Raw genomic sequence first — 23,400 nt, 5'->3', positions numbered from 1 at the left:
GACCGGCCGGAACAGCGCGTGGGCGTCAGGAAATCATCGCGGCTCGATCGGACTCGCTGCGAAGAACGCAGAACTCGTTGCCCTCCGGGTCAGCAAGGACTGCCCAACCAGAGCCATCCGGATCCCGGTGATCGGTGACAAAGGTGGCACCGATGCCCAGCAGCCGTTCCACCTCCTGCTCACGCGAGGTCTCAGGGCGCAAACACAGATGGATCCGGTTCTTGATCCTCTTGGGCTCGGGCACCTGGTTGAAGTACAGCACCGCGCCCTCCCCCAACAGCACCTGAGCCTCCCGGCAACCCGGCTTGTCCTCCGGATGCAGCGGACGGCCGGTCACCTTGCCCCAGAACCGGGCCAGCTCGTAGGCATCCGCACAGTCAATCGCCACGTTCTGCACCACCGAAACCATGCGCGCGAGCCTTCCTCACTTCCACTCCGGACGCCACCGAGTTGCGCTCATTCACCGCACACAGCTCACGTGCGTGGCAACACTTCGATAAACGTCCTGGTGCGCGCCCCAGAGGTTGTGGGTTACTCCGAGGACGGAAGCGGTGGCAGGGGCAGCGGCAGCCCCGGCAGGCCGTCGATGCTGGTCGCGATGTACTCCTTCTTCTGGAAGTACGCATCGAGCGACTCATCGGTCTCGCGCGCGAAGCGCGACGCGTGCAGCGGGCGATCCTCCTCGTAGGTCATCCACGGGACGGCGTACCCGCAGGTGTCGCGGATGCTCTCTGCGGCCACGACGATGATCGCGCGCAGACCGTGCAGGGCCGGGTCGATGTCCGGGAAGTGCTCCATCAGCTCCCCCCATCGCGCATCGTCGCGGAAGACCGGCTCTCCGCGCCCGTGCACGCGCACGATGTTGGGCGGCCCGTCGAAGGCGCACCACATCAGGGTGATGCGGCCGTTCTCGCGCAGATGGGCGATCGTCTCGGCGTTGCTGCCGGCGAAATCGAGGTAGGCCACGGTGAGTTCGTCGAGCACTGCGAACGAGCCGTTCAATCCTTTGGGCGAGAGGTTGACCGTGCCCTCGCCGTCCAGTGGCGCCGTCGCGGTGAAAAAGATGTGCTGCGCCTCGATGAAGGCACGCAGTCTGCCGTCCATCCGCTCGTAGCTCTTTCCCATAGGGCGATTATGACGGGCCGTTGCTCCGTCAACGCGGGGCACGAGGCCACCCGCAGTGCCCCAGCAGGCCGACGGCGCTCAGTTGCCGCGGCGCACCCGGGCCGCCTTGCGGGCCTCGGCGAGCTTGCGGGCCTCGCCGGCCTTGCGGGACTTTCCGCCGGTCTCGCGGGAGGCCTGCTTGCTGGTGCCCAGGCCGCGGAAGGGGACGTTGGTGTTCTTGGCCCGGGGCGTGGCGGGCCCGTCGAGCGGGGTGCCGGAGGGGGCCTTGGCCCCGGTGATCCGGCTCAACTCCGCCTCACCGGAGCGCACCTTGGTGACCGTCGGCTCGATACCCGCCCCGGCCATCAGCCGGCTCATGTCGCGGCGCTGGCCCGACAGGACCAACGTGACGACGCTGCCGGACTCACCGGCCCGGGCGGTGCGGCCCGCGCGGTGCAAATAGTCCTTGGGGTCGGTGGGCGGATCGACGTTGACCACGAGGTCGAGGTCGTCGACGTGCAAGCCGCGAGCCGCGACGTTGGTCGCCACCAGGACGGTGACCTGGCCGTTCTTGAACTGCGCCAGGGTCCGTGTGCGCTGCGGCTGGGACTTGCCGCTGTGCAGGGCCGCGGCGTGCACACCGCTGGCCCGCAGGTGCCGGGTGAGCTGGTCGACGGCGTGCTTGGTGTCCAGGAACAGCAGTACGCGGCTGTCGCGGGCGGCGATCTCCGTCGTGACGGCGTACCGGTCGGCGCCGTGGACGACCAGCACATGGTGAGCCATCGTGGTGACCGCGCCCGCGGACGGGTCGACCGAGTGGACGACGGGGTCGTGGAGGTAGCGGTGGACCAGGTTGTCGACGTCGCGGTCCAAGGTGGCGGAGAACAGCATGCGCTGGCCGTCGTGGTGCACCTGGTCGAGCACCTCGGTGACTTGCGGCAGGAAGCCCATGTCACACATCTGGTCGGCCTCGTCGAGGACGGTGATCCGTACCCGTCCCAGGCGGCAGGCCTTGCGCTCGATGAGGTCGTGCAGGCGGCCGGGGGTGGCGACGACGACCTCGGCTCCATCACGCAGCGCGGCGGTCTGCCGGCCGATCGACATGCCACCGACGACCGTGGCCATCCGCAGCCGGAGTGCGTCGGCGTACGGCGCGAGTGCCTCGGTGACCTGCTGGGCCAGCTCCCTGGTGGGCACCAGGATCAGGGCGAGAGGCTGCTTGGGCTCCGCGCGTCGCCCGGCCGTCCGTGCGAGCAGCGGCAGGCCGAAGGCGAGCGTCTTGCCCGATCCGGTGCGCCCTCGCCCCAGGACGTCGCGTCCGGCGAGGGCATTGGGCAGGGTGGCCGCCTGGATCGGGAAAGGCTCGCGCACGCCGCGCTCGGTGAGGGTTCGCAGGACCTCGGCCGGCAGTTCCAGGTCGGCGAAGGAGGCGACCGGAGGCACCGTCGGAGTGAGGGTCACCGGCTCGGCGTGGTCGCCGTGCGAGGGGTCCGGGTGGTTCATGAAGAGCCTTCCGCATGGGGAACGTACCGAGGAAGGCCCGGCAGGAACGAGCAGCCGACGAACAAGGCGAACCGCACGGGCAGAAGCGCCAGCCGTCACGGCTATCGAACATGTGATGCTAACACAAAGTGACAGCTCACCCCGAAGCCGGTGACGCGGCGCAGACGGAGAGTCATTTTCGAGGTGCCTGGCCGAGCTCACCATCAGGGCGTTGTCGTCACGGAAGAGCAGCCAGAACCGACCATCGCGCCTGGTCGTCGCATCAATCCAACTCTCGCCCTCCGACCTGGCCGGCGAAGACCGCCTCCCCCAAGTGGCCCATTCAGGCCGATGCGGGGACGGAGCGGCGAGCCGGCGCCGTTCCACCACTGTCTTCCGCCTCCGCCTGCGGTCCAAGGCGCCCCACTCCCGGCCCGGGAAGAGAGTGTGGGCTTGCGGCGCGACAGTCCCAACAGGCGCCGAACGGCAGGTCGGGGGGACACTGGCGACATGGCAGGGTTCTACACAGCCAGGGCCGAGGTTCTCGTCGACGGTGTGGTGGTCACGGGCACCGACGCCGTGCTGAGCGTCCAGGGCACAGCGGCAGAACAGCACTGGGGCGGCGTTCTGCACGCCGACCCGCAGGACGATCTGCTCCCCATCAATGAAGCGGGCGAGCTTCTCATCCGACTGACCAACGGAAACGAGGCCAAGTTCGACCTCTTGCCGTCGGCCGACCTCGGAACGGGCTTCCTCCCCATCTCGGGAGTCGGCGCGCCTCCGTTCTGAGAACCCGACCGGCGCAGCCCGCGAGTCGCACCTGTGGCTCGCGGCATCGCCGCGGACGTAGAAGGGTGCGCCGCCCCGGAAGAGCACCTACTGCGGGCGCGGACACGAGCAGCGGCGCCGCCAGAACACTGCGGACCATGGGTGACGTCCAGGAACACCATTGGACGTTACGGCCTGTCGTTACCGCCTGTATGAAAACCATTCGGTAGTTTCATTTTTCAGGACTCCTGATTCCGGTAATCCTCCGGGCCGAGATCGGGGGCCCCGATCTCCTGTTCCTGGGCTCCGTCTCCGGGGAAGCACCAGTGGTTGCACACAGGAGATGAGGGCCGCTCCATGCGTATGGGGCGGCCCTCAAGCATTCGCCTCAGACCGAGGGCCGCAAGAAAGGCCGTTCGCCGGACTGCGCCGCACGCCGCGGAGTCAGGTGGCACGGCAGGAGTCAGCCGATCGGCTCGGGCATGGGCACCACCTCGTAGCCGAGCCGGATGACATCCCCGGTGGCCGGATCGCCCAGCTCCACGCGCCAGCCGTCGGCGAACTGGTCCACGTGACCGGCCATGGGGATGGTCCCGGAGATGAGGACCGTGCCGGGGACGAGGTCGCCGCGGGAACGAAGCACCTCGGCCCAGTAACCGGGAGTGAGCAGCTCGGCCAGTGTGCCGTGCTGGATCTCACTCTCCTTGCCGCCGTGGTTGACCCAGGCCCGCAGGGTGAGCTCGTCGAGGCGATGCTCGACGTCGGCCAGGCGCCATGCGCGCCGGGCCAGCACATCCGGGCCCGCGTTCTTGCTCCAGGCCACGCCGTGGACCTCCAGGTCGCGGTCGGTGTGGTCGCAGGCCGCCGTCAGGAGCAGTTCGCCATCCGCGGCCACGACCAGGGCCCACTCGGCCTCGCCCGACGTGCGGGCGTGCTGCGCGGCAACGCGGTCCGTCTGCTGGGCCAAATAGGGCGAGACGGGGTAGAGGGCCGGGGTCACGGACGGCGCGGGTACACCGAGCTCGGCGAGCTCAGCGACGTGCGCGGCGACGTCGCCCTGGCTGCGCCCGGCGTAGCCGGCGTTCAACACCCGCTGGACATCGACATCGCGGGTGGTGCCATCAGGCAGTTCGAAGGTCAGCACAGCCACGGGAGCTCCTTGGGGGCGGTTTCGAAGCGAATATTTTCGGCGCAGGGCTTGCGCATACGACCTGTATACAAGAAGTATGCCGAAAGGTCGATGTCCACTCGATGCAAGGATTGGGACGTATGCGACACACCCAGCAGGACGACAACGGAGCTCTCCCCGGCCGCTCCGGCATGCGTCGGGCCTTCTTCGCCAGCCTCACCGGAACCGCGCTGGAGTGGTACGACTTCGCCGTCTACTCCGCAGCCGCGGCGCTGGTTTTCGGTGATCTCTTCTTCCCCTCGCAGGACCCTCTGACCGGCACCCTGCTGGCCTTCTCCACCTACGCCGTCGGCTACGTCTCACGCCCGCTCGGCGGCTTCGTCTTCGGCCGACTCGGCGATGTGATGGGCCGCAAGAAGGTCCTCATCGCCACCCTGGTCCTCATCGGTGCGGCCACCTTCCTCATCGGGCTCCTTCCGGCGTACGGCACGGTGGGTATCGCCTCTTCGATCGCCCTGGTCGTGCTGCGCTTCGCCCAGGGCGTCGGGGTCGGCGGCGAGTGGGGCGGGGCGGTCCTGCTGTCGAGCGAGTTCGGCGACCCGCGCCGCCGCGGCTTCTACGCCTCCGCCGCCCAGGTCGGCCCCCCTGCCGGCAACCTCCTGGCGAACGGCGTGCTGGCCGCGCTCGGGGTACTGCTGACCGAGGACGAGTTCCTGTCCTGGGGCTGGCGGGTGGCGTTCCTGCTGTCCGGGGTGCTGGTCGGATTCGGCCTGTGGATCCGCGTGAAGCTGGAGGAGACGCCGGTCTTCAAGGCCATGGAAGCCGAGCAGTCCCGGCCCCAGGCGCCGATCCGCGAGGTCTTCACGACCCAGCCACGCGCCCTGGTCGCCGCGATCCTGTGCCGGGTGGCCCCCGACGTGCTGTACGCGATGTTCACCGTCTTCGTGCTCACCTACGCCACCGACAAACTGGGCATGTCGCGCGGCTCCGCACTGACCGCCGTCCTCGTCGGCTCCACGCTCCAGATCTTCCTCATCCCGCTGGCCGGCGCCGTATCCGACAGGGTCAACAGGCGTCTGCTGTACGGCGGTTCGGCCGTGGCCGCAGGCGCGTGGCCCTTCATGTTCTTCCTGATGATCGACGGCGGCAGCTGGTTCCTGCTCGTGTTCGGCGTGATCGTGGGCCTGGCCATCCACTCCTTCATGTACGGCCCGCAGGCGGCCTTCGTCGCCGAGCAGTTCTCGCCCCAGCTGCGCTACACGGGCTCGTCCCTCGCCTACACACTGGCCGGACTGCTCGGCGGCGCGATCGCTCCGCTCCTGTTCACCGCCCTCCTGAGCTCCTATGACAGCTGGGTACCGCTGGCGCTCTACATCGCGGTCACAGCGGCGGTGACCATCGGTGGTCTCTGTCTGGGCAGGGACTCCGCCCAGGCGGAGAAGGAGGACGCGCGGCTCGCCGCCGCTCAGCGACACGAACCCGCCGTTCAGACTCTGTAGCGCCTTCCACATGAGCCGCGGCGCCGAAGGCCCGCCGCAAAAATCCGACAGATTCTCCGGAACACGAACTTCGACACAGAAAGGCCGTACCGCGTGCGTATCGCGCTGAGCCAGCTGTCCACCGGATCCGACCCCGAGAAGAACCTCCGCCTCATCGAGGAGTGGACGTCGCGTGCCGCGGAAGCCGGCGCCCGCGTCGTGGTGTTCCCCGAGGCGTCCATGGCGTGCTTCGGAAGCCCCTTGACCGATGTCGCCGAGCCCTTGGACGGCCCCTGGGCAGACGCGGTGCGAAACATCGCCGATTCGGCGGGCGTCGTCGTGGTGGCGGGCATGTTCACCCCCGCCCCCGGCCGCCGCGTCACCAACACCCTGCTGGCGACGGGTCACGGCATCGAGGCCGCGTACGACAAGATCCACCTCTACGACGCCTTCGGCTACGCCGAGTCCGAGACCGTCGCCGCGGGATCGCGGACCGTCACCATCGACGTTGACGGCGTACGGCTCGGCCTCGCCACCTGCTACGACGTCCGCTTCCCCGAGCTGTTCCGGGCCCATGCCGACGCGGGGGCGGTGGCCACACTGCTGGCGGCCTCCTGGGGCGCCGGTCCGGGCAAGCTCGATCAGTGGGAGCTGCTGGTGCGGGCCCGGGCCCTGGACGCGACGGTGTGGGTCGCGGCCGTCGACCAGGCAGACCCCGCCGCCTCGGGAGCCGAGGTCCGTGGGGCCGCGCCCACCGGGATCGGACACAGCAGAGTGGTGGGCCCGGACGGGACCGTGCGGCATCGTCTCGACGCGGAGCCGGGGCTTCTCGTGGCCGACGTGGACGTGGACGAAGTGGCGGCGGTCCGGGAGAAGATCTCGGTGCTCGCCAACCGCCGTTCGGAGTTGCCGGGATGAGCAAGCCGGAGCTGGAGTTCCACCTTCCCACCGGGCCGTGGGCGGCGCCGGAGGGCGCCGCGCCCGGGGTGGCCGAGCGCGTACTGGCCGAGGACGCGAGCGGAGAGCGCCGCACGGTCCTCCAGCGCTGGGAGCCGGGCACCGATACCTCCGGACAGGGCATCGCACGGCACGAGTTCTGGGAGGAGGTGTACATCCTCGAAGGGGCCCTGCACGACCTGACCCTCGACGAGACCTTTGTCCGGGGTGCGTATGCGTGCCGCCCGCCGGGAATGCCGCACGGCCCGTGGACCGCGGCGGAGGGCGTCACCATGCTGGTGATCACCTATCCGGAGAGCGCGCCGCGATGAACGGCGCCCCGGACCAACAGTGACCGGGTGAACCATGAGGGGCGGGCCGCACCGGCCCGCCCCTTTTCACTGCTACCACCTTCGTCACCCGGCGAGCCGCTAACCGGTGAGCAGAACCTTCAGCGTGGACCCCAGGTGGTTGTCGATCGCCAGACACGCGGCTGCCGCGTCACCAGCTGTCAGCGCGTCCAGGATCGCCTGATGCTCGTGGAGCACCGCCTCCTGGCGGCCCTGCTGGTTGTACAGCGCGACCACACCGGCTCGGACCTGCCGACTGCGCAGACCCTCGTAGTGCCGGTCGAGCAGCGCGTTGCCCACGGCCGACACCAGCGTCGAGTGGAAGAGGTGGTCCACCGCGATGAATTCTTTGGCCTGATCGGGGCCGCTCAGTCCGACCTGCCGGTCCAGCAGCTCGGCGAGCTCTCGCACCGGGGCCCGTCCTGAGGTCAGGACCTGTTCCGCCGCGAACCGTTCGACGATCCCGCGCAGCTCCATGAGCTCCGTGATCTCCCGGCCCGACAGAGGCGCCACCCGCGCCCCGCGCTTGGGCACCAGCTCCACCAGGTCCTCCGCGGCCAGCAGCAGCAGCGCCTCCCGGATCGGGGTGCGCGAGACCCCGATCCGATCGGCGATCTCCTGCTCGGAGAGGAACTCCCCCTGCATCGCCGGGTCCGTCAGCACCGTTTCCTTGAGGTACCCGTACGCCTTCTCCCGACCGGACGCCACCACTACCCCCATCGCATACACCTTGTATACGGAAGTTACCACGAGGCGAGCGAACGCAGGAGTGGTTGACGGTGGTTCGGGAATGGCCCTGGCCCGATGCGCGCGACGAGAACGAGCACAGCGCGTCGCGGCCCCAACCGCGCCAGGGCGCCCAGGTGGCGCCAGGCTCCGCACCCAAGTGGCACCACCACGGCGTCACCATGGCGTCATCGCAAGCCATATCTCCCACCTGAACGGCGCCACGCCACGCCATTACGGCAAGAAACCCCAGGCCGGAGGCCCGTGTGCCAAAAAAACGCCAACTTGGCTCGCCATGGCGCCATCGATGTGCCATGATGGCGTCATGGACCTCACGCCCTACGTCGACAACCTCAGGCAAGAACTCGCGGTCGCGGCGGACGCCGGCGGTGAAGACGCCCGCGCCCTGGCCGAGCGGCTCACCGCCCCCCTGGAGTCCGCCACCCGGCTCACCTTGCTCAACGCGCTCTCCGCAGCCATGGGCGAGGTCACCCGGGAACTCGCGCCCGGTTCGGTCGACGTCCGGCTACGCGGGCTCGACCCCGAGTTCGTGGTGACGCCGCCGCCCGCACCCGAGCCGTTCCAGGAGACGCAGTCGCCGGTCGCGGCCCCCGCCGCACCCGCGCCGCCACCGCCGCCCGCGGACGCCGACGACGGCGCCATGGCGCGGATCAACTTCCGTCTCCCCGCCCACCTCAAGGGCCGCGCCGAGAACGCCGCGGCTGCGGAGGGCCTTTCGGTCAACGCCTGGCTGGTGCGGGCCGTGTCCACCGCCCTTGACGGCGGAGAGCACGCAAGCACGCCGGGCCGCGGTAGCACCTCGAGCAGTCGGGGCTTCACCGGCTGGGTTCGCTAGAGCCTCCGGCCCCGGCCACCACTTTCACCGGCGGATCGCCGATCCGGCCGACGTACCTCATCACCCGCCTCACCGGCGGGATCAACCCATCAAGCCAAGAGGACGGGACAGCCATGCCTACTTTCGAGACCCCCGAACCCATCTCCGTCACCTTCGAGTTGGAGGTCGGCACCGCCCGCATCACCGCGGGCAAGCGCACCGACACCGTCGTGGAGGTGCTGCCGCGCAGCGGGTCCGACGACAACGACGTACGCGCCGTGCAGCAGACGCAGGTCACCTGCACGGGCGGGCGGCTCACCGTCAAGACGCCCAAGAAGCGGTCCCTGTTCGGCAAGCCCGGCGCCATCGAGGTGAGCGTCGAACTGCCCGCCGGATCGGATGTCCGGGGCACCTCGGCCGTGGGCGGCTTCTTCTGCGAGGGACGCCTCGGGGAGGTCACGCTCAAGACCTCGCTCGGCGACCTCCAGGTGGACGAGGCGGCGGGCGCCGACCTCAAGACCGACCACGGCGACATCCGCCTGGCCCGTGCAACCGGGGACGTCGAGGTCATCGGCTCGGGCCGGATCGAGATCGGCACGGTCGCCGGCGCGGCCACCGTCAAGAACGGCAACGGCGCGACCGAGATCGGTGAGGTCACCGGCGGCCTGAAGACCAACGCTGCCAACGGCGACATCTCCGTGGGCATCGCGCACAGCAACGTCGGCGCCAAGTCCGCCAACGGCCGCATCGAGGTCGCCGTCGCCCACGCCGGGGTCGACGCGATGTCCTCCAACGGCCGGATCCGCGTCGGCGACGTGACCCGCGGCCGTATCGATCTGCGCACCTCCGTCGGCGACCTCGAAGTGGGCATCCACGAGGGCACCGCGGCCTGGCTCGACGTGAACACCAAGTACGGCACGGTACGCAATGCCCTCGGCTCCTCCGCCGGGCCCGCGGACTCCGACGAGACCGTCGAGGTGCACGCGCGGACCGCGGTCGGCGACATCATCATCCGCCGCGCCTGACCGCTCGTGCCCCCAACCACCCACCCGCGAAAGGAAGCGACATGACGCTCACCCAGGCATCCGCGCCAACCGCCGCGAACAGATCCGCATCGGCGATCACTGCCACCGGACTGCGCAAGTCCTACGGCGACAAGCTCGTGCTCGACGGCATCGACCTCAGCATCGCAGAAGGCACCGTCTTCGCTCTGCTCGGGCCGAACGGCGCCGGCAAGACCACCACGGTCGAGATCCTCTCCACGCTCATCGACGCCGACGCGGGCGATGCATGGGTCGCGGGCGGCCATCTGACCCGGGACGCCGACGCGGTGCGCTCCGCGATCGGCGTCACCGGCCAGTTCTCGGCCGTCGACAATCTGCTGACCGCAGAGGAGAACCTGCTCCTCATGGCGGATCTGCACCACCTCGACCGCCGCGAGGGCAAGCGCCGGGCCAAGGACCTCCTGCGCCGCTTCGACCTGTCCGAGGTGGCGGGCAAGACCGCGGTCACCTTCTCCGGTGGCATGCGGCGCAAGCTGGACCTGGCGATGACCCTGGTCGGCGACCCGCGGATCATCTTCCTCGACGAGCCCACCACAGGGCTCGACCCGCGCAGCCGGCGCACCATGTGGGAGATCATCCGCGGTCTGGTCGCCGATGACGGCGTGACCATCTTCCTGACCACCCAATACCTCGAAGAGGCCGACCAACTCGCCGACCGCATCGCCGTGTTGGACCACGGCAGGCTGATCGCCGAGGGCACCGCCGACGAGCTGAAGCAGCGCATCCCCGGCGGCCACATCCGAGTGCGGTTCGCAGACGCCCGGCGCCTGGACGCCGCTGCGGGAATCTTCGGCATCGCCACGCGCGACGAGGACTCCCTCACCCTGCAGATCCCCAGCGACGGCTCCGTCCCCAGCCTGCGGGCCGTTCTCGACACCCTGGAGTCCACCGCCGTCCAGGCCGAGTCACTCACCGTGCACACCCCCGACCTCGACGACGTCTTCCTGGCCCTCACCGGTCAGCCCCGCCCCGCCGAAACCGTCGCATCGACCGAGGAGAGCGCCTGATGGCCACCATGTCCTACGCCGCCAGAGACTCCAGAACGATGCTGCGGCGCAACCTCAAGAAGGCGCTGCGCTATCCGTCCCTGACGGTCACCGTCGTCGCGATGCCCGTGGTGATGCTGCTGCTGTTCAACTACGTCTTCGGCAGCGCCCTGGGCACCGGCATCAGCGGATCGCCCACCGGCAGCGGCAACTACATCGACTACCTGGCACCTGGCATCATCCTGATGGCCGCCACCTCCGGCGCCCTGACCACCGCGATCAGCGTGTGCGTCGACAAGACCGAGGGCATCGTCAACCGCTTCCGTACGATGCCGATCTCCCGGGCCTCGTTCCTGACCGGCCATGTCGTCGGAAGCGTGATCCAGACGATGACCAGCATCACCCTCGTCATCGGCATCGCCCTTCTGATGGGCTTTCGCCCCAATGCGACGCCCGTCGAGTGGATCGCCGCCATCGGCCTGCTCGCCCTGCTCACGCTCGCGCTCACCTGGCTCTCCGCGGGCATCGGCCTGATCGCCAAGAATGTGGAGACCGCCAGCAACATCCCGATGCCGCTGACGTTCCTGCCGTTCGTCGGCAGCGCCATCGTGCCGACGGAGTCCATGCCCACCGGCCTGCGCTGGTTCGCCGAGTACCAGCCCTTCACCCCGATCATCGAAACCCTGCGCGGGCTGTGGCTCGGCACCGAGATCGGCTCCAGCGCGGTCATCGGCCTCACCTGGTGCGTGGCGCTCTCCCTGGTCGGTTACGTATGGGCGCGCCGCACCTTCAAGGCCGGCGTCAAGCGTTAATCGCCGTTCCTCTCAAGCCACTTCACCGATGCACACCAGCTACACCTCGCCCCAAGACCGCAGGAGGAACCCATGTCGTACGACCCGACGGCCGTCGGCGCCACCGCCGGCGACACCACCGCCGATGAACCACCCACCCTGCCCACAGAGCGTCGCACCGGCTGCCCCTTCGACCCGCCCGCCGAACTCACCGCCTTGAGCGACAGGCCGCTGCGTCGCATGCGCTACGCCGACGGGCACATAGGCTGGCTTGTCACCGGGCATGCCGCGGCGCGCGCGGTCCTGGCAGACCCCCGCATCAGCTCACGCTACGAACTCCTGCATCTGCCGACTCCGATGGAGGGCGTATCGGGGGAAATTGCGCCGGCGCCGATCGGCGACATCATCGGCCTCGACGCCCCCGAGCACACCCGCTACCGGCGCCTGCTCACGGGGAAGTTCACCGTCCACCGAATGCGTCAACTCGCCGTTCGGGTCGAGCAGTTCACCATCGAGTGCCTGGACGCCATGGAGCAGGCGGGGCCCACGGTCGACCTGGTGCAGGCGTTCGCGCAGCCCGTGCCCGCGCTCATGATCTGCGAGCTGCTGGGCGTGCCGTACGCCGACCGGGAGCGGTTCCAGAGCCAGGTGGCGACCCTCTTCGACCAGACGGCGGATGTGGAAGCGAAGGGTGCGGCCTATGCGGCGCTACTCCAGTACGTGGGCGACCTGGTCCTCGCCAAGCGCGCCGAGCCCACCGACGACCTGCTCAGCGATCTGACCGCCTCCGACCTCACCGACGAGGAGCTTGCCGGAATCGGCGGGCTGCTGCTCGCCGCCGGGCTCGACACCACCGCGAACATGCTTGCCCTCGGCACCTTCGCCCTGCTCAGCAACCCCGACCAACTGGACGCCCTGCGCGCCGACCCAGAGCTCGCCGGGCAGACCGTGGAAGAGCTGCTGCGCTACCTCAGCGTGGCCGACCCGCTGCTGCGATCGGCCCTGGAGGACATCGAGGTGGAGGGCCAACTCATCAGGGCGGGCGAGACGGTGACCATTTCCGTGCAGGCCGCCAACCGCGACCCGCACAAGTTCCCTGACCCCGACCGGCTCGACATCCACCGCAAGGCCACCGGTCACATGGCCTTCGGCCACGGTGCCCACCAGTGCCTGGGTCAGCAGCTCGCCCGCGTCGAGATGGCCGTCGCGTTCCCGGCCCTCTTCGCCCGCTTCCCCACCCTGCGACTCGCGGTGCCACCGCGGGAAGTGCCACTGCGCGACCGCACCAACATCTACGGTGTGGTGAGCCTGCCCGTCACCTGGGACAAGGAGTAGCACCATGAGCGACCCACGAGAGCCGCTGCGTATCGGTGTCGACCGTGACGTCTGCGTCGGCGCCGGCATGTGCGCCCTGACGGCCCCCGCGGTCTTCGACCAGGACGACGAGGAAGGCCTGGTGGTGCTCCTGCACCCCGCGCCGGCCCCCGAGCACCGGACCGCCGCCCGGATGGCCGCCGACCTCTGTCCCGCCAGAGCCATCGCCCTCAACTCCCCGGACTCCACGAGCTCGTAGCGACCGTGACACTTCCTGGGCCGAGAACCCCACACCGCGCAACCGGTGGGGGCTCTCGCGCGTGCGGACCTGCCCGTCACGCCGCCGCAGCCCTCGGGCTCAGCAGGCAGTCGCGTCGGGCGTGACAACCCGGCGACTCAAGCGGGCCGGTGCACTCGCAGTCGAGCAGGACGATGAAGGGCCGGACAGATGATGCCGGTGCTGGACGGACCTCGACGCCGAGCGTGGCGGATCTTCAATCGTCCAAACCCCATGGTTCCGGTGATTCTGATCCTCGGACCGCCGGGGTGGGAGGCTCGCCGGGTCTTGTGGAGCGAGTCCTTCCACCCGGTGCGCAGATCCTCAGTGTCGACCATCGCGTCACGAGGCACCGTGATCTTGGCCCTGCCGGTGCCCAGTTGCAACTCGATGTCGACCACCGAATGCTCGATGACCGCCCGGGACAGGTCCAAGTGCACCCTCCCGAACGCGGACTCGGCCTTGAGGATCCTAGGCACCCGCCATACGCCGCGCCGCCGGAAACGTCCGCCTGCGACGGCAATCGTGGACGTGGTGCCCGCACTCCCCCGGGAGCGAGACCGGAGTCGACCCGAGTTCGCTGTGCGTCCTGGCGGTGAGCGCTTGGTGGAGGCGTTCGTCCAACTCCTCGTGCGCGATCTGCCCTTCGGCGTACGCGTCCTGCAGGCGCTGCACGGCCGTGTCCCGGTCGTCTTCTCTGACCAGTCGCGTCGGGTCTTCCGGCAGAGAGGTCACCGATGCACTCTCGGCCGTGTTGCTCAAGGAAGCTGGTGAGCCGGGTGCACCCCGGACTTCGCCGTCGAGCAGCGCCCTTCCCAGACGGGCCACGCCTCCCGCCTGCGACGGTGCAGCCGCGTGGTGTCCATCTCGCTGCGCAAACTGTTGGCTCGTGTGCCTGTCCGTGATGTCAACGTGCAGACTGACGGTTTCCCGTTCGACCGAAGGAGTGAGCCGTGCCCGACCGACCTGAGATTGTCTGCATCTGCGGCTCTACCCGGTTCGTGGACGAGATGCGTGCGGCGAACCGCGATCTGACCTTCGCAGGTGTCATCGTCGTCGCGCCAGGCGAAGCAGACGACTTGATCACCAACGAGCAGAAGACCGTGCTGGACGCCCTCCACCTGCGCAAGATCGACCTGGCTGACCGGATTCTGGTCGTCAACCCCGGCGGGTATATCGGCGAGTCCACGAACAGGGAGATCGCGTATGCCCACGCCACCGGCAAGCCGATCTCGTTCACCGATCCCGTCTGACCAGTAGACGCTTCGTGGTGTGCGCGGGCAACGAGTCGGTCAGGCTCGGAGCTTGTTGCTGGAGGGTCTTCGAAGTCGTCGGGCGCAGTCTTGTGCTTGTGTCGCGTGACGTGATCTCTGATGAGACGTGGGTCGTGCTCGGGCCTCTGTTTCCCGCTGTGAAGGGTACGGGCCGTCCGCCGGTAGACCGACGCATGGTGGTCGAGGCGACAGCGTGGCGGTTTCGCACCGCGGTGCGTGGCGTGTTCCAGTTCCCGAGCGGTTCGGGGACTGGAACACGATCTACAAGAACTTCGACCGCTGGTCGCAGGTCGGGGTCTGGGCGCGCGTCCTCGAGCAGGTCCAGGTGATGGCTCACCAGGGCGGCGACGTCGACTGGATCGCGTCGATCGGCTCCACGATCGTGCCTGTCCACCAGCACGGCGCGACCCTGCTCAGGGACACAGGGGGCACGGTCGAACTACAAGAGGTTCGGAGATGAACCCGCTGATCACGCGACCGGCCGCTCCCGTGGCGGGTTGACGTCCAAGACGCACCTGGTCGCCGACGGCAAGGGGCGGGCGCCACGCGGGGCGACCTGGTGCCCCGGAGCTTGTCGAAGATTCTCCGTGCAGCAGCCGAACCCGCCCCTGCTGGTGTCCGCCGCTGACGGACTGCTGGAGTTCAGTCGTCCGAGAGCTTGAGGTTCGGGACGCGCCAGGCAGCGATCACGACGGCGACCAGGGTGACGGCCGCGCCGGCGAGGAAGACGACCTGCATGGCGCTGACATAGCCCTCCAGGAAGGGCTGCGCGAGACGGGCGTCGAGGGAGTGGAGGAACGCCGAGTCCTCCAGGTTCACGGTGTCGTTCGGGCCCAACACTCCCCTCAACGCAGCGGCGTTGTGCGGCTGTTCCGCGAGAGCGCGAAGCTGCGGTTGTTGGAACAAGGTGGCCAGGCGATCGCTGATGCGTGAGCCGGCGAGGGAGAAGAGGATGGAGAGGAAGGCGGCGGCGCCGACGGTCCCGCCGTTGGATCGGAAGAAGTTGACCGAGGCGGTGGCGGCACCCATGTCGCGGCCGGGGATCTCCGACTGGGCCAATGTGGTCATGGTCTGCATCGACGCGCCGAGCCCCGCGCCCATGAAGAGCATGCCGATCGAGACATGCCACAGGGGACTGTCGGCGCGCAGAGTGGCATACGCCAGCATGGCGACCGTGATGCAGACGACGCCGGTCACCAGATGGACCTTGAAATTCCCGGTACGGGATATGAGGCGGCCCACGACCAGGGTGACCGCGACGTTCGCCGCCATGGTGGGCAGCATGGCGAGCCCCGCGGTCATGGGGCTCATCCCCTGCACGAGTTGGAGATAGAGCGGCAGCGTCGTCATGGTGCCGAACATGCCGATGCCGACGATGAAGTGAAGCACTGTGCCGAGCCGGAACGAGCGGGTGCGGAACAACCGCAGCGGCAGCAGTGCGGCCTCCCCCATCCGGCGCTCGACCAGGAGGAACGCGATGAGTCCGACAGCGCCGACGGCGTACATGGTCAGCGCGGACGGCGAGGTCCAGCCCCAGCTGCGGCCCTGTTCGGCGACGGTCAGCAGCGGTACGACGCCGATGGTGAGCGCGACGGCACCGCCGTAGTCGAGGCGGCGCCGCACGGGTTGGTGCGGCACGCGGCGCAGCACCCGCATGATGACGGTGAGGGCGACGGCCGCCATGGGCACGTTGACCAGGAAGATCCACCGCCAGCCGTCGATGCCCAGGAGCGTGTCGTGGCCGGCGAACACCCCGCCGATCAAAGGGCCCACGATGCTGGATCCGGCGAATACGGCCATGAACCAGCCCTGATAGCGGCCGCGTTCACGAGGAGAGGTGATGTCGGCGATGATCGTCATGGCCAGTGACATCAGACCGCCGCCGCCCAGCCCCTGCACCGCCCGGAAGGCGGCCAGCTGGTGGATGGATCCGGCGAAGCCGCACAGCAGCGACCCCGCCGCGAAGAGGAGGATCGCGACGAGGTAGATGATGCGGCGCCCGAAGATGTCGGACAGCTTGCCGTACAGCGGTGTGGCGATCGTGCCGGTGACCAGGTACGCGGTGGTCACCCAGGCCTGCGCGGTCAGACCGTGCAGGTCGTCGGCGATGGTGCGGAGCGCCGAGGAGACCACGGTCTGGTCGAGCGCACCGAGGAACATGCCGAGCATCAGGCCGGACAGCACCACGGTGATCTGCCGGTGCGTGAGCCGGGCCGCGTGGCCGGATTCGGCGGGTGGGGTGTCCGCGGGCTCGCGTGCGAGCGCGTCGGATGATGTCACGTGGGTTCCTTGGGGTTTCCGGGGCGGGAACGCTGGATCGTCCGGGGCCGGTGCAACGGGCGGCGGCAGTGCTTACCACCGCCGCCTGATCGCGGTGTTGAGTCATGGGCGGCGCAGGGCCCGGTCGAAGTACGGAGGGCCGGACCCGCGACCTCCCGCGGGCCGGACGCGGTTACGTGACGTCCGGCCCGCTCGTCGGAGGGCGTCGGTCAGCCCGCCAGCTTCTCCAGATCGGTGACGGCGCTCTCGACCTCGGGAAGGGCAAGCATCGCCAGCCGCGCCCGGCGCACCCGCGCGTGAACGGCGGTGTCGGCGAGCACGTCGCGGCACACGGTGGCGATGCCCTCGGGGGAACGGTCGGTGATCTCCCGGCCGAGGCCCAGCTCCTGGGTGCGGCGCGCGTTCAGGAACTGATCGCCGAACTGTGGCAGTACGGCCGTCGGGGTGGCCGTACGCAGCGCCTCGCGCACACTGTTGAAGCCCCCATGGGTGAGGAAGAGGTCGACGGCTTCCAACAGGATGGGCTGCGGGAGCCTTTCGGTGAGGTGGACGTGCGGGGGCAGGGCGCTGTCGTCGACCGGCATTCCGGCGGTCGCGACGAGGACGGTGCACTCGTCGAGCACGGCCGCGGCTTCGGTGATCGTCTTCAGCGTCTCGGTCGGATCGGGAGCGTGGGCGGGCATCTTGGCCGCCTGGCCGGCGTCCCCCATCCGCTTGTGCATCTCGGGAAGTGCGGTGCCCATCGCGGCGAATACCAGGGGTCGGTCGGTGGGCAACTCGGCCACCCACTGAGGCAGGACGGAGGTACGGTCCACGTTGACCGTCTGCCGGTAAGCCAGCGAGCCGGGCAGGTAGTGGGCGTAGGAGTAGGCCGGGGGTACGTAGTCGATGCGTCCGTGCGCGGCGATGGCAAGGGGGTCGTCGACGGTGGGCAGGGAGAGTTCCCCGCGCAGCCTGTTCAGGCCCTCAACGGTGTGACCGGGGTCGACGGTGTTGCTGGCGCCGGACGGGGTCGGCAGTTGGGGAATGCCGAGCTTCTCGGCCATCAGCACGGTGGCGAGGTCCATTCCGTCCCGCAGTACGAGGTCGGGGCGGAAATCCTCGGCCACGGGGAGGAGGAGTTCCAGCAGCTTCCTCGCGAACGGGCCGGATATAGTCTCGGCCATCAGACGCATCATCAGCTGCTGACGCTGCTCGTCGTCGAGGTCGGTGCGCTCGGTGAGCTCGGCCATGGCAGGCCCGAAGGTGCTGGGAGTGAAGTCCGGCAAGCAGCGGACGACGCGGACGTCGTCGTGCTGGAACACCGCTGCAAGACTCGGAGTGGTCGCGACAAGGACATCATGGCCGGCGGAGGCCAGCGCCCGGAGAACGGGCAGTTGCGCGCGCCCGTGAGAAGGGCTGCCGAGGGTGGTGCACAGAACCCGCATGAAGGGGCCTTTCTCTTCAGTCTCGTAGCAGGAGAGGTGTCGCAGCGCTGGGTACGGGTCAGCCGGCCATGGTGAGTGTGCGGCCGATGCCCTGCCAGGCCAGACCGGCGGCCGCGAGCCGGCCGGGGTCGAGGAGGTTTCGGAAGTCGTAGACGACGGGGCCGTGCAGTCGGCGGGCGATGGCGTTCCAGTCCAGGTCGTGGAACTGGGGCCACTCGGTCAGTACGACGCATCCGGCCGCCCCCGCAGCGGCATCGGCCGGGTCGTCGACGAGTGTGAGCAGGTCGCTGAGATCCGGCCGGGTCTCGATGAGGGCCGGGTCATACGCGTACAACTCGGCGCCTTTTGCGCGGAGTTGACGGGCAATGGCCAGAGCCGGGGAGTCGCGCAGATCGGAGGTGCCCGCCTTGAACGCGAGCCCCAACAGGGCGAGGCGCACGCCGCGCAGCGACCCGTCCGGACCGGCGCAGCCCGCAGCGACCCGCTCGACGAGGTGCCGCTGGTGCTCGACGTTGGTCTCGATGGTGGCCCGCAGCAGGGGGAATTCCACGCCCGCCTGATCGCAGACGGTCAGCAGCGCGTGGGTGTCCTTGGGCAGGCAGGAGCCACCCCAGCCGGGTCCTGGCTGGAGGAACGCACCGCCGATGCGGGGGTCATGGCCGATGCCGACAGTGACTGCTTCGATGTCGGCATCGAAGCGCTCGCACAAGGTGGCCAGGTTGTTGGCGAAGGACAGCTTCATGGCCAGGAAGAAGTTTGCCGCGTACTTGGTGAGTTCCGCGCTCGCGGTGTCGGTGAGGACCACCGGTGAGTCGAGCGCCGCGTAGAGCGCCGCGACACGCTGGGCGGCGTCCGGGTCGTCCGCACCGACCACGATGCGGTCGGGGTGCAGGAAGTCGTGAACGGCGCGGCCCTCACGAAGGAACTCGGGGTTGCTGACGACGGTCGTGTCCGGACGGCCGAGCAGCTTCGCGACGCGCTCGGCAGTGCCGACGGGCACCGTGGACTTGTTCACCACTGCGCAGCCGCGCGGCAGGACCGCGTGGATCTCGGCGGCGACGGACTCCACGGCGGCAAGGTCCGCCGCGCCTCCGGCTCCCATGGGGGTCGGCAGGCACAGGAAGACGGTGTCCGCGTCCGCGACCGCTCTCGCGGTGTCCTGGACGAAGCGCAGCCTTCCCGAGTCCAGTCCCTCCGCGACGAGTTCGGGCAGACCGGGTTCCAGAATGTCGACCTGGGCCAGCCGGAGCCGGCCGACCTTGTGCGGGTCGGAGTCCGCACATACGACGTGGTGGCCGAGGGACGCCAGACAGGCGCCGGTGGTCAGTCCGACATAGCCGGTTCCGATGACGGCGATGCGTCGTGCGGGCACTGGAGATCACCATTCCTGCGGTGGGGGTCCTGCGGGGCCGGCGGGCGTCGGTCCCCGATGCTGGTGGCGTCGTGGCGAAAGAGCTGCCCCGGCGTCGACGGTTTCGGCCCGACGCGGTCGTCCGGACCGAGGATCACACGAGTGACCATTCGAATGGCCGCCCGCTTTCACCGAACATAAGGCACCGGTCCGAGAGTCGGTCAACGATCGATGACAACGAACGATGACTTCCGGACAGCGTCCGTACGCAGGACCATGAGCCGTTGGACCACAACCGAGCAGAGGTACGACAGGTGAACGCGTCAACAGATCGGGAAGAGACCGTCATGCATCCCCCACGAGCCCGCGAGAGCAGCGCGGCCGGCACACGATCCGCCCTCCTGGAGGCAGCGGCTGTGCGGTTCGGCAGGTACGGGTACGACGGCGCCAGTGTTCGGGACATCGCCCGGGACGCCGGCGTGGACGCCGCGCTCGTCTACCGCTACTTCGGCTCCAAGGACGCCTTGTTCCGGCTGGTGTCCACCAACATCGCGCTGTTCGACCCGCTGCTGGAGATTCCTCTGGAGGACGTTCCGGCCTGGATCTGCAACTTTGTCACCCACTCCCCCAAGGACGACGACGTTCCGCACCCTGTGCTGTCCGTCCTGCGTTCGTCGAGTCGTGGGGAGGCGGTCGATCGCTTCCGTGACGAGGTCACCGAGGTGTTCACAGAGCGCTTCGCGGCACGGCTGAAGGGGCCCGACGCGCAGGTGCGGGCGGAGTTGCTGGCCGCATGGCTGCTCGGGACCAGCCTGCTGTGCAAAGCGTTCCGCACTCCCGCCCTCGATGCCGCTTCCGAGGACACGCTGCGCGAGCATCTGCACGCGGGCATCACCCCGCTGCTCGGCGTCGCCCCATCCCCCCGCGGAAGGGAGAACTGCTGCGGCACCCCGCCCTGCGGGACCGACTGACCTCGGCGGCGTTACCGGACGGCCCGGCCCCCGGGGACTGACTCAAAAACGATGGGTACGCGGAGCGGGGGCACGGCGCTCATGTGGGTCAGCCGCAGACCGGGTGGCACACCTCTCCATGGATGCCCCCGGTCCAACGCGTGATCCGGTTTCGCGCGCGCCGGGCGTCGCGTATGGCGCCTCCTCCTACGGCGGGGAGGGTGATGCCTGCGCGTGGCCGTCGCGGCGTAGCCACTTCCCTGTGTGGCGCCGCTCAGTGCGCGACGCAGCATCGAGGTGGCAGCAGGTTGGCCGTCAGGTTCTTGGCAACCACACGGACTTGCGGGCCCGGGGCCATCAGCCGCAGGCATGAGCTCCTCGATGCGGGTCGCGGAGTTCCGCTTTCGTGTCGTAGGGGTTCGCCTCCACCGCGGAGAATCTCATGATCATTGAGGGTGCGATCAGGGCACTTTGGAGCTTTACTCACAGCATGACCGAAACGAATGGAATGCTGGCCGGTAAGGCCGTGATGATCACGGGTGCGTCGAGCGGGATCGGTGAGGCGGCTGCTCGTCTGTTCGCCGCCGAGGGAGCGGCGGTCCTGCTGATGGCCCGCCGAGGGGACGTGCTGGAGCAACTCGCCCAGGAAATCAACGATTCGGGCGGCCGGGCGGCGATAAGTTCGGGGGACGTCTCGGTCGCTGAGGACGTGCAACGCGCCGTGGCCGCGACACTTGAGCATTTCGGCGCCCTGGACGCGGCGTTCAACAACGCGGGCTTCGTCGGAGAGGACTTGTCTCCGATGCACGAGCTCGACCAGGCCCTCTTCGACCGCATGATCGACGTCAACGTACGCGGCACCTGGAACTGTCTGCGCTCCCAGATCCCCGTAATGCTCGAAGCGGGCGCCGGCGCGGTCGTCAACACGTCCAGCACCGCGGCCATGGTGGCCACCGGGGCACCCGTGCCCTACGTCGCAGCGAAGCACGCGGTGCTCGGCATGACCAGGGCGGCCGCGGCCGAGTACGCCGCGCACAACATCCGCATCAACACACTCGTCGTCGGCACCACGCGCACCGACATGATCAATCACGTTGTCGAGGCGCGGCCTGAGTTGGAGGAGGTCTTCGTCAGCCGCCAGATGCAAAAGCGCATGGCCGATCCAGTCGAAATCGCCCAGGCCGCCCTGTGGCTGTGCAGCGACCGCGCCTCGTTCACCACAGGGACGGCACTGGCCGTGGACGGCGGACTGACCTCCAACTGACAGCTGCCTCGGAACCGGCGACCGGAGGTGCCGGGTGAAGGAGTGGACTCGGGCCCGCCCCTACACCCGGCGGTGCAGTCGTGACGACCGACGACCGGCCGCCGGCCACCGTCAGCGATCGTACGTACGGCGGTAGATCGCATCCGTGTGGCTGCGGACGTCCCGGTATACCTCCTCCATACACCGGTAGAGGGAATGGTTCGCCCGGTCCGGCAGGAAGGTCTTGCCGGGGCGGACCATCGATTGCAGCGCCTGGTCGAAGTCGGGGTACACGCCGAGTCCTACCGCGGCGCAGATCGCCGCGCCCAGGCCGGCCGCACTGGTGGCCTCCGCGCGACGGGTCGGGATGCCGTAGACGTCGGCGTGGATCTGCATCATGAGGTCGGAGCGGGATCCCCCGCCCGAGACGATCACTTCGCGGTACTCGATGCCGAGCTCGCCTGCCATGCGGGTGGCGGAGTCGTGGATGGTCATGGCGAGCGCTTCGAGGATCGAGCGGTAGATGTGGAAGCGCCCCTGGCGTCCGTCGAAGCCAAGGATGGTGCCTTTGCGGAAGGGGGCTTCCGTGGGGGCGAGCCAGTCGAGGACTGTCATGAGACCGTCGGAGCCCGGCGGGACCTTCGCCGCCTCGGTGTTGAAGTACTCCTCGACCGAGAGGCCCGCTTCCCGGGCGTGGACGATGGCCTCCTCGCCCAGCAGGTCGCGGTACCAGCTGACCGTCCACATGCCCCGGCGCACGCCGTGCGACTCGTAGAGGTACGCGTGGGGTGTGGAGGCGTAGTTGGACCAGAAGTCGGCGGCGTGCTGGATGTTGCGCGGGCCGGTGGCCATGCCCGCGACGTAGGTGCCCAGTGAAACGAGGAGGGTTTCGGGGGTGCGCAGGCCACACCCGAGTGCTTCGACCGCCTTGTCGTTGGCGGTGGCGATGACGGGGACGCCGGCCGGGATTCCGGTGTGGGCGGCGGCGGCTTCGGTGACCTGACCCAGGGACTCTCCGGGCAGTACGAGATCGAAGAGCATGCGCCGCGGAATTCCGGACCTGGCCAGTTCGGCGTCGTCGTCCGTCCATTGCCAGGTGTCGGGGTCCAGGGGCCACAAGCCCGCGTAATTGGCCGCCGTGTCACGGCAGTTGCCGGTCAGACGGTGGCTGATGTAGCCGGATGAGGTGGTCACATACGCGGCGTCGGGGTCGGTGTGGGCGTACGGCATGGACACGCGCTCGTCCATCCAGCTCATGACGGGCTGGGCGAGGGTGCCGTCCGACTTCAGCACCGCTCGGCAGAACCGGATGGTGCACAGGCCCACGCCCATGATGTCCGCCGTGTCCCCGGTGAACGCCTCCATCGCCTGCCGGCTCGCCCGGCCGATCGACGTCCACAGGTCGTCGTCCGGGTGCTCCACGACGCCGGGGCGCGGGGTGGCGTAGGGGCGCAGATCGGCGCGTCCCTCGCTGACGGCATGGCCGTGTTCGTCGAAAACGGTCACCTTGGAGGACTGGGAGCCGTTGTCGATGCCGATGAAGTAGCGGGGACGGGTGCTGGTCATGCCCACTCCGGGGTGCGGGGCCCGGACGGCGGCGTCCGGGACGGTGGTGGAGGGAGGATAGGGGGCGCG

General features: G+C 69.0%; 23 protein-coding genes and 1 pseudogene. 14 read left to right on the top strand and 10 right to left on the bottom strand.

Going from position 1 to position 23,400, the window contains the following annotated elements; translation table 11 throughout:
• Positions 1–25: 25 nt before the first annotated feature.
• The 3 genes from ACGFZW_RS16620 to ACGFZW_RS16610 all read right to left on the bottom strand — a co-directional run bounded on the left by ACGFZW_RS16620 (position 26) and on the right by ACGFZW_RS16610 (position 2,607).
• Positions 26–409 carry a VOC family protein gene (locus ACGFZW_RS16620; RefSeq protein WP_393893835.1) on the bottom strand — a complete coding sequence of 128 codons (384 nt, stop codon included), beginning with the start codon at positions 407–409 and terminating at the stop codon, positions 26–28.
• Positions 410–531: 122 nt separating this feature from the next.
• Positions 532–1,125: a pyridoxamine 5'-phosphate oxidase family protein gene (locus ACGFZW_RS16615; protein WP_393893834.1), complete on the bottom strand. Its 594-nt coding sequence runs from the start codon at positions 1,123–1,125 to the stop codon at positions 532–534.
• 78 nt (positions 1,126–1,203) lie between these two features.
• Positions 1,204–2,607 (bottom strand): DEAD/DEAH box helicase, encoded by a 1,404-nt coding sequence (locus ACGFZW_RS16610; RefSeq protein WP_393893833.1) that lies wholly within the window; start codon positions 2,605–2,607, stop codon positions 1,204–1,206.
• A 489-nt stretch (positions 2,608–3,096) separates the two neighbouring features.
• Between ACGFZW_RS16610 and ACGFZW_RS16605 the strand changes: the two genes are divergently transcribed.
• On the top strand, positions 3,097–3,375 hold the full coding sequence (locus ACGFZW_RS16605) for a hypothetical protein (RefSeq protein ID WP_393893832.1): 279 nt from the start codon (positions 3,097–3,099) through the stop codon (positions 3,373–3,375).
• A 442-nt stretch (positions 3,376–3,817) separates the two neighbouring features.
• Here the strand turns inward: ACGFZW_RS16605 and ACGFZW_RS16600 are convergent, their stop codons facing one another.
• On the bottom strand, positions 3,818–4,504 hold the full coding sequence (locus ACGFZW_RS16600) for a DUF2848 domain-containing protein (RefSeq protein WP_393893831.1): 687 nt from the start codon (positions 4,502–4,504) through the stop codon (positions 3,818–3,820).
• A 119-nt stretch (positions 4,505–4,623) separates the two neighbouring features.
• On the opposite strand from ACGFZW_RS16600, the gene ACGFZW_RS16595 reads away from it, so the two are divergent.
• The 3 genes from ACGFZW_RS16595 (at position 4,624) to ACGFZW_RS16585 (ending at position 7,229) form a co-directional block, all read left to right on the top strand.
• Complete coding sequence (locus ACGFZW_RS16595; RefSeq protein WP_393893830.1) at positions 4,624–5,982, top strand: MFS transporter; 1,359 nt, start codon at positions 4,624–4,626, stop codon at positions 5,980–5,982.
• Between the two features lie 93 nt (positions 5,983–6,075).
• Positions 6,076–6,879: a carbon-nitrogen hydrolase family protein gene (locus ACGFZW_RS16590; RefSeq protein ID WP_393893829.1), complete on the top strand. Its 804-nt coding sequence runs from the start codon at positions 6,076–6,078 to the stop codon at positions 6,877–6,879.
• A complete protein-coding gene (locus ACGFZW_RS16585; protein WP_393893828.1) occupies positions 6,876–7,229 on the top strand; it encodes a cupin domain-containing protein in 354 nt (117 codons plus the stop codon). The genes ACGFZW_RS16590 and ACGFZW_RS16585 overlap by 4 nt, the downstream gene beginning before the upstream one ends.
• 99 nt (positions 7,230–7,328) lie before the next feature.
• Here ACGFZW_RS16585 and ACGFZW_RS16580 read toward each other — a convergent pair whose 3' ends face one another.
• Positions 7,329–7,955, bottom strand: a complete 627-nt coding sequence (locus ACGFZW_RS16580; RefSeq protein WP_393894112.1) for a GntR family transcriptional regulator — start codon at positions 7,953–7,955, stop codon at positions 7,329–7,331.
• Positions 7,956–8,298: 343 nt separating this feature from the next.
• Here ACGFZW_RS16580 and ACGFZW_RS16575 point away from each other — a divergent pair, with 343 nt between their 5' ends.
• The 6 genes from ACGFZW_RS16575 to ACGFZW_RS16550 all read left to right on the top strand — a co-directional run bounded on the left by ACGFZW_RS16575 (position 8,299) and on the right by ACGFZW_RS16550 (position 13,222).
• Positions 8,299–8,829: a hypothetical protein gene (locus tag ACGFZW_RS16575; RefSeq protein ID WP_393893827.1), complete on the top strand. Its 531-nt coding sequence runs from the start codon at positions 8,299–8,301 to the stop codon at positions 8,827–8,829.
• Between the two features lie 113 nt (positions 8,830–8,942).
• Entirely contained in the window at positions 8,943–9,833 is an 891-nt protein-coding gene (locus ACGFZW_RS16570) for a DUF4097 domain-containing protein (protein WP_393893826.1), read from the top strand.
• Positions 9,834–9,874: 41 nt separating this feature from the next.
• Complete coding sequence (locus ACGFZW_RS16565; RefSeq protein ID WP_393893825.1) at positions 9,875–10,879, top strand: ATP-binding cassette domain-containing protein; 1,005 nt, start codon at positions 9,875–9,877, stop codon at positions 10,877–10,879.
• On the top strand, positions 10,879–11,670 hold the full coding sequence (locus tag ACGFZW_RS16560; protein ID WP_393893824.1) for an ABC transporter permease: 792 nt from the start codon (positions 10,879–10,881) through the stop codon (positions 11,668–11,670). The genes ACGFZW_RS16565 and ACGFZW_RS16560 overlap by 1 nt, the downstream gene beginning before the upstream one ends.
• 72 nt (positions 11,671–11,742) lie before the next feature.
• Complete coding sequence (locus ACGFZW_RS16555) at positions 11,743–12,984, top strand: cytochrome P450 (protein ID WP_393893823.1); 1,242 nt, start codon at positions 11,743–11,745, stop codon at positions 12,982–12,984.
• 4 nt (positions 12,985–12,988) lie between these two features.
• Positions 12,989–13,222, top strand: coding sequence for a ferredoxin (locus tag ACGFZW_RS16550; RefSeq protein WP_393893822.1), 234 nt, complete (start codon positions 12,989–12,991; stop codon positions 13,220–13,222).
• A gap of 137 nt (positions 13,223–13,359) precedes the next feature.
• Here the strand turns inward: ACGFZW_RS16550 and ACGFZW_RS16545 are convergent.
• A pseudogene (locus tag ACGFZW_RS16545) lies at positions 13,360–13,975 on the bottom strand (DUF1707 domain-containing protein).
• Between the two features lie 218 nt (positions 13,976–14,193).
• Here ACGFZW_RS16545 and ACGFZW_RS16540 point away from each other — a divergent pair.
• Together ACGFZW_RS16540 and ACGFZW_RS16535 are read left to right on the top strand one after the other, a co-directional pair.
• Positions 14,194–14,493 carry a hypothetical protein gene (locus ACGFZW_RS16540; protein WP_393893821.1) on the top strand — a complete coding sequence of 100 codons (300 nt, stop codon included), beginning with the start codon at positions 14,194–14,196 and terminating at the stop codon, positions 14,491–14,493.
• Positions 14,494–14,707: 214 nt separating this feature from the next.
• Positions 14,708–14,974 carry a hypothetical protein gene (locus ACGFZW_RS16535; RefSeq protein ID WP_393893820.1) on the top strand — a complete coding sequence of 89 codons (267 nt, stop codon included), beginning with the start codon at positions 14,708–14,710 and terminating at the stop codon, positions 14,972–14,974.
• 182 nt (positions 14,975–15,156) lie between these two features.
• Here ACGFZW_RS16535 and ACGFZW_RS16530 read toward each other — a convergent pair whose 3' ends face one another.
• The 3 genes from ACGFZW_RS16530 to ACGFZW_RS16520 all read right to left on the bottom strand — a co-directional run bounded on the left by ACGFZW_RS16530 (position 15,157) and on the right by ACGFZW_RS16520 (position 19,593).
• Positions 15,157–16,794, bottom strand: coding sequence for an MDR family MFS transporter (locus ACGFZW_RS16530; RefSeq protein WP_393893819.1), 1,638 nt, complete (start codon positions 16,792–16,794; stop codon positions 15,157–15,159).
• 209 nt (positions 16,795–17,003) lie between these two features.
• Positions 17,004–18,221, bottom strand: coding sequence for a glycosyltransferase (locus tag ACGFZW_RS16525; RefSeq protein ID WP_393893818.1), 1,218 nt, complete (start codon positions 18,219–18,221; stop codon positions 17,004–17,006).
• 58 nt (positions 18,222–18,279) lie between these two features.
• Complete coding sequence (locus tag ACGFZW_RS16520; protein WP_393893817.1) at positions 18,280–19,593, bottom strand: UDP-glucose dehydrogenase family protein; 1,314 nt, start codon at positions 19,591–19,593, stop codon at positions 18,280–18,282.
• Positions 19,594–19,919: 326 nt separating this feature from the next.
• On the opposite strand from ACGFZW_RS16520, the gene ACGFZW_RS16515 reads away from it, so the two are divergent.
• Both ACGFZW_RS16515 and ACGFZW_RS16510 read left to right on the top strand, forming a co-directional pair.
• The gene (locus ACGFZW_RS16515; RefSeq protein ID WP_393893816.1) at positions 19,920–20,543 is read left to right on the top strand and encodes a TetR/AcrR family transcriptional regulator; all 624 of its coding nucleotides are present in this window, start codon (positions 19,920–19,922) and stop codon (positions 20,541–20,543) included.
• Positions 20,544–21,051: 508 nt separating this feature from the next.
• On the top strand, positions 21,052–21,786 hold the full coding sequence (locus ACGFZW_RS16510; protein WP_393894111.1) for an SDR family NAD(P)-dependent oxidoreductase: 735 nt from the start codon (positions 21,052–21,054) through the stop codon (positions 21,784–21,786).
• A gap of 111 nt (positions 21,787–21,897) precedes the next feature.
• Here ACGFZW_RS16510 and ACGFZW_RS16505 read toward each other — a convergent pair whose 3' ends face one another.
• Positions 21,898–23,331 (bottom strand): FGGY-family carbohydrate kinase, encoded by a 1,434-nt coding sequence (locus tag ACGFZW_RS16505; protein WP_393893815.1) that lies wholly within the window; start codon positions 23,329–23,331, stop codon positions 21,898–21,900.
• Positions 23,332–23,400 lie beyond the last annotated feature (69 nt).

Origin of the sequence: Streptomyces sp. NPDC048248, from assembly GCF_043201875.1 — a bacterium.
Taxonomy (GTDB): domain Bacteria; phylum Actinomycetota; class Actinomycetes; order Streptomycetales; family Streptomycetaceae; genus Streptomyces.
The sequence above is the reverse complement of the archived record's forward strand: the minus strand, read 5'-3'. Positions and strand labels throughout refer to the sequence as shown.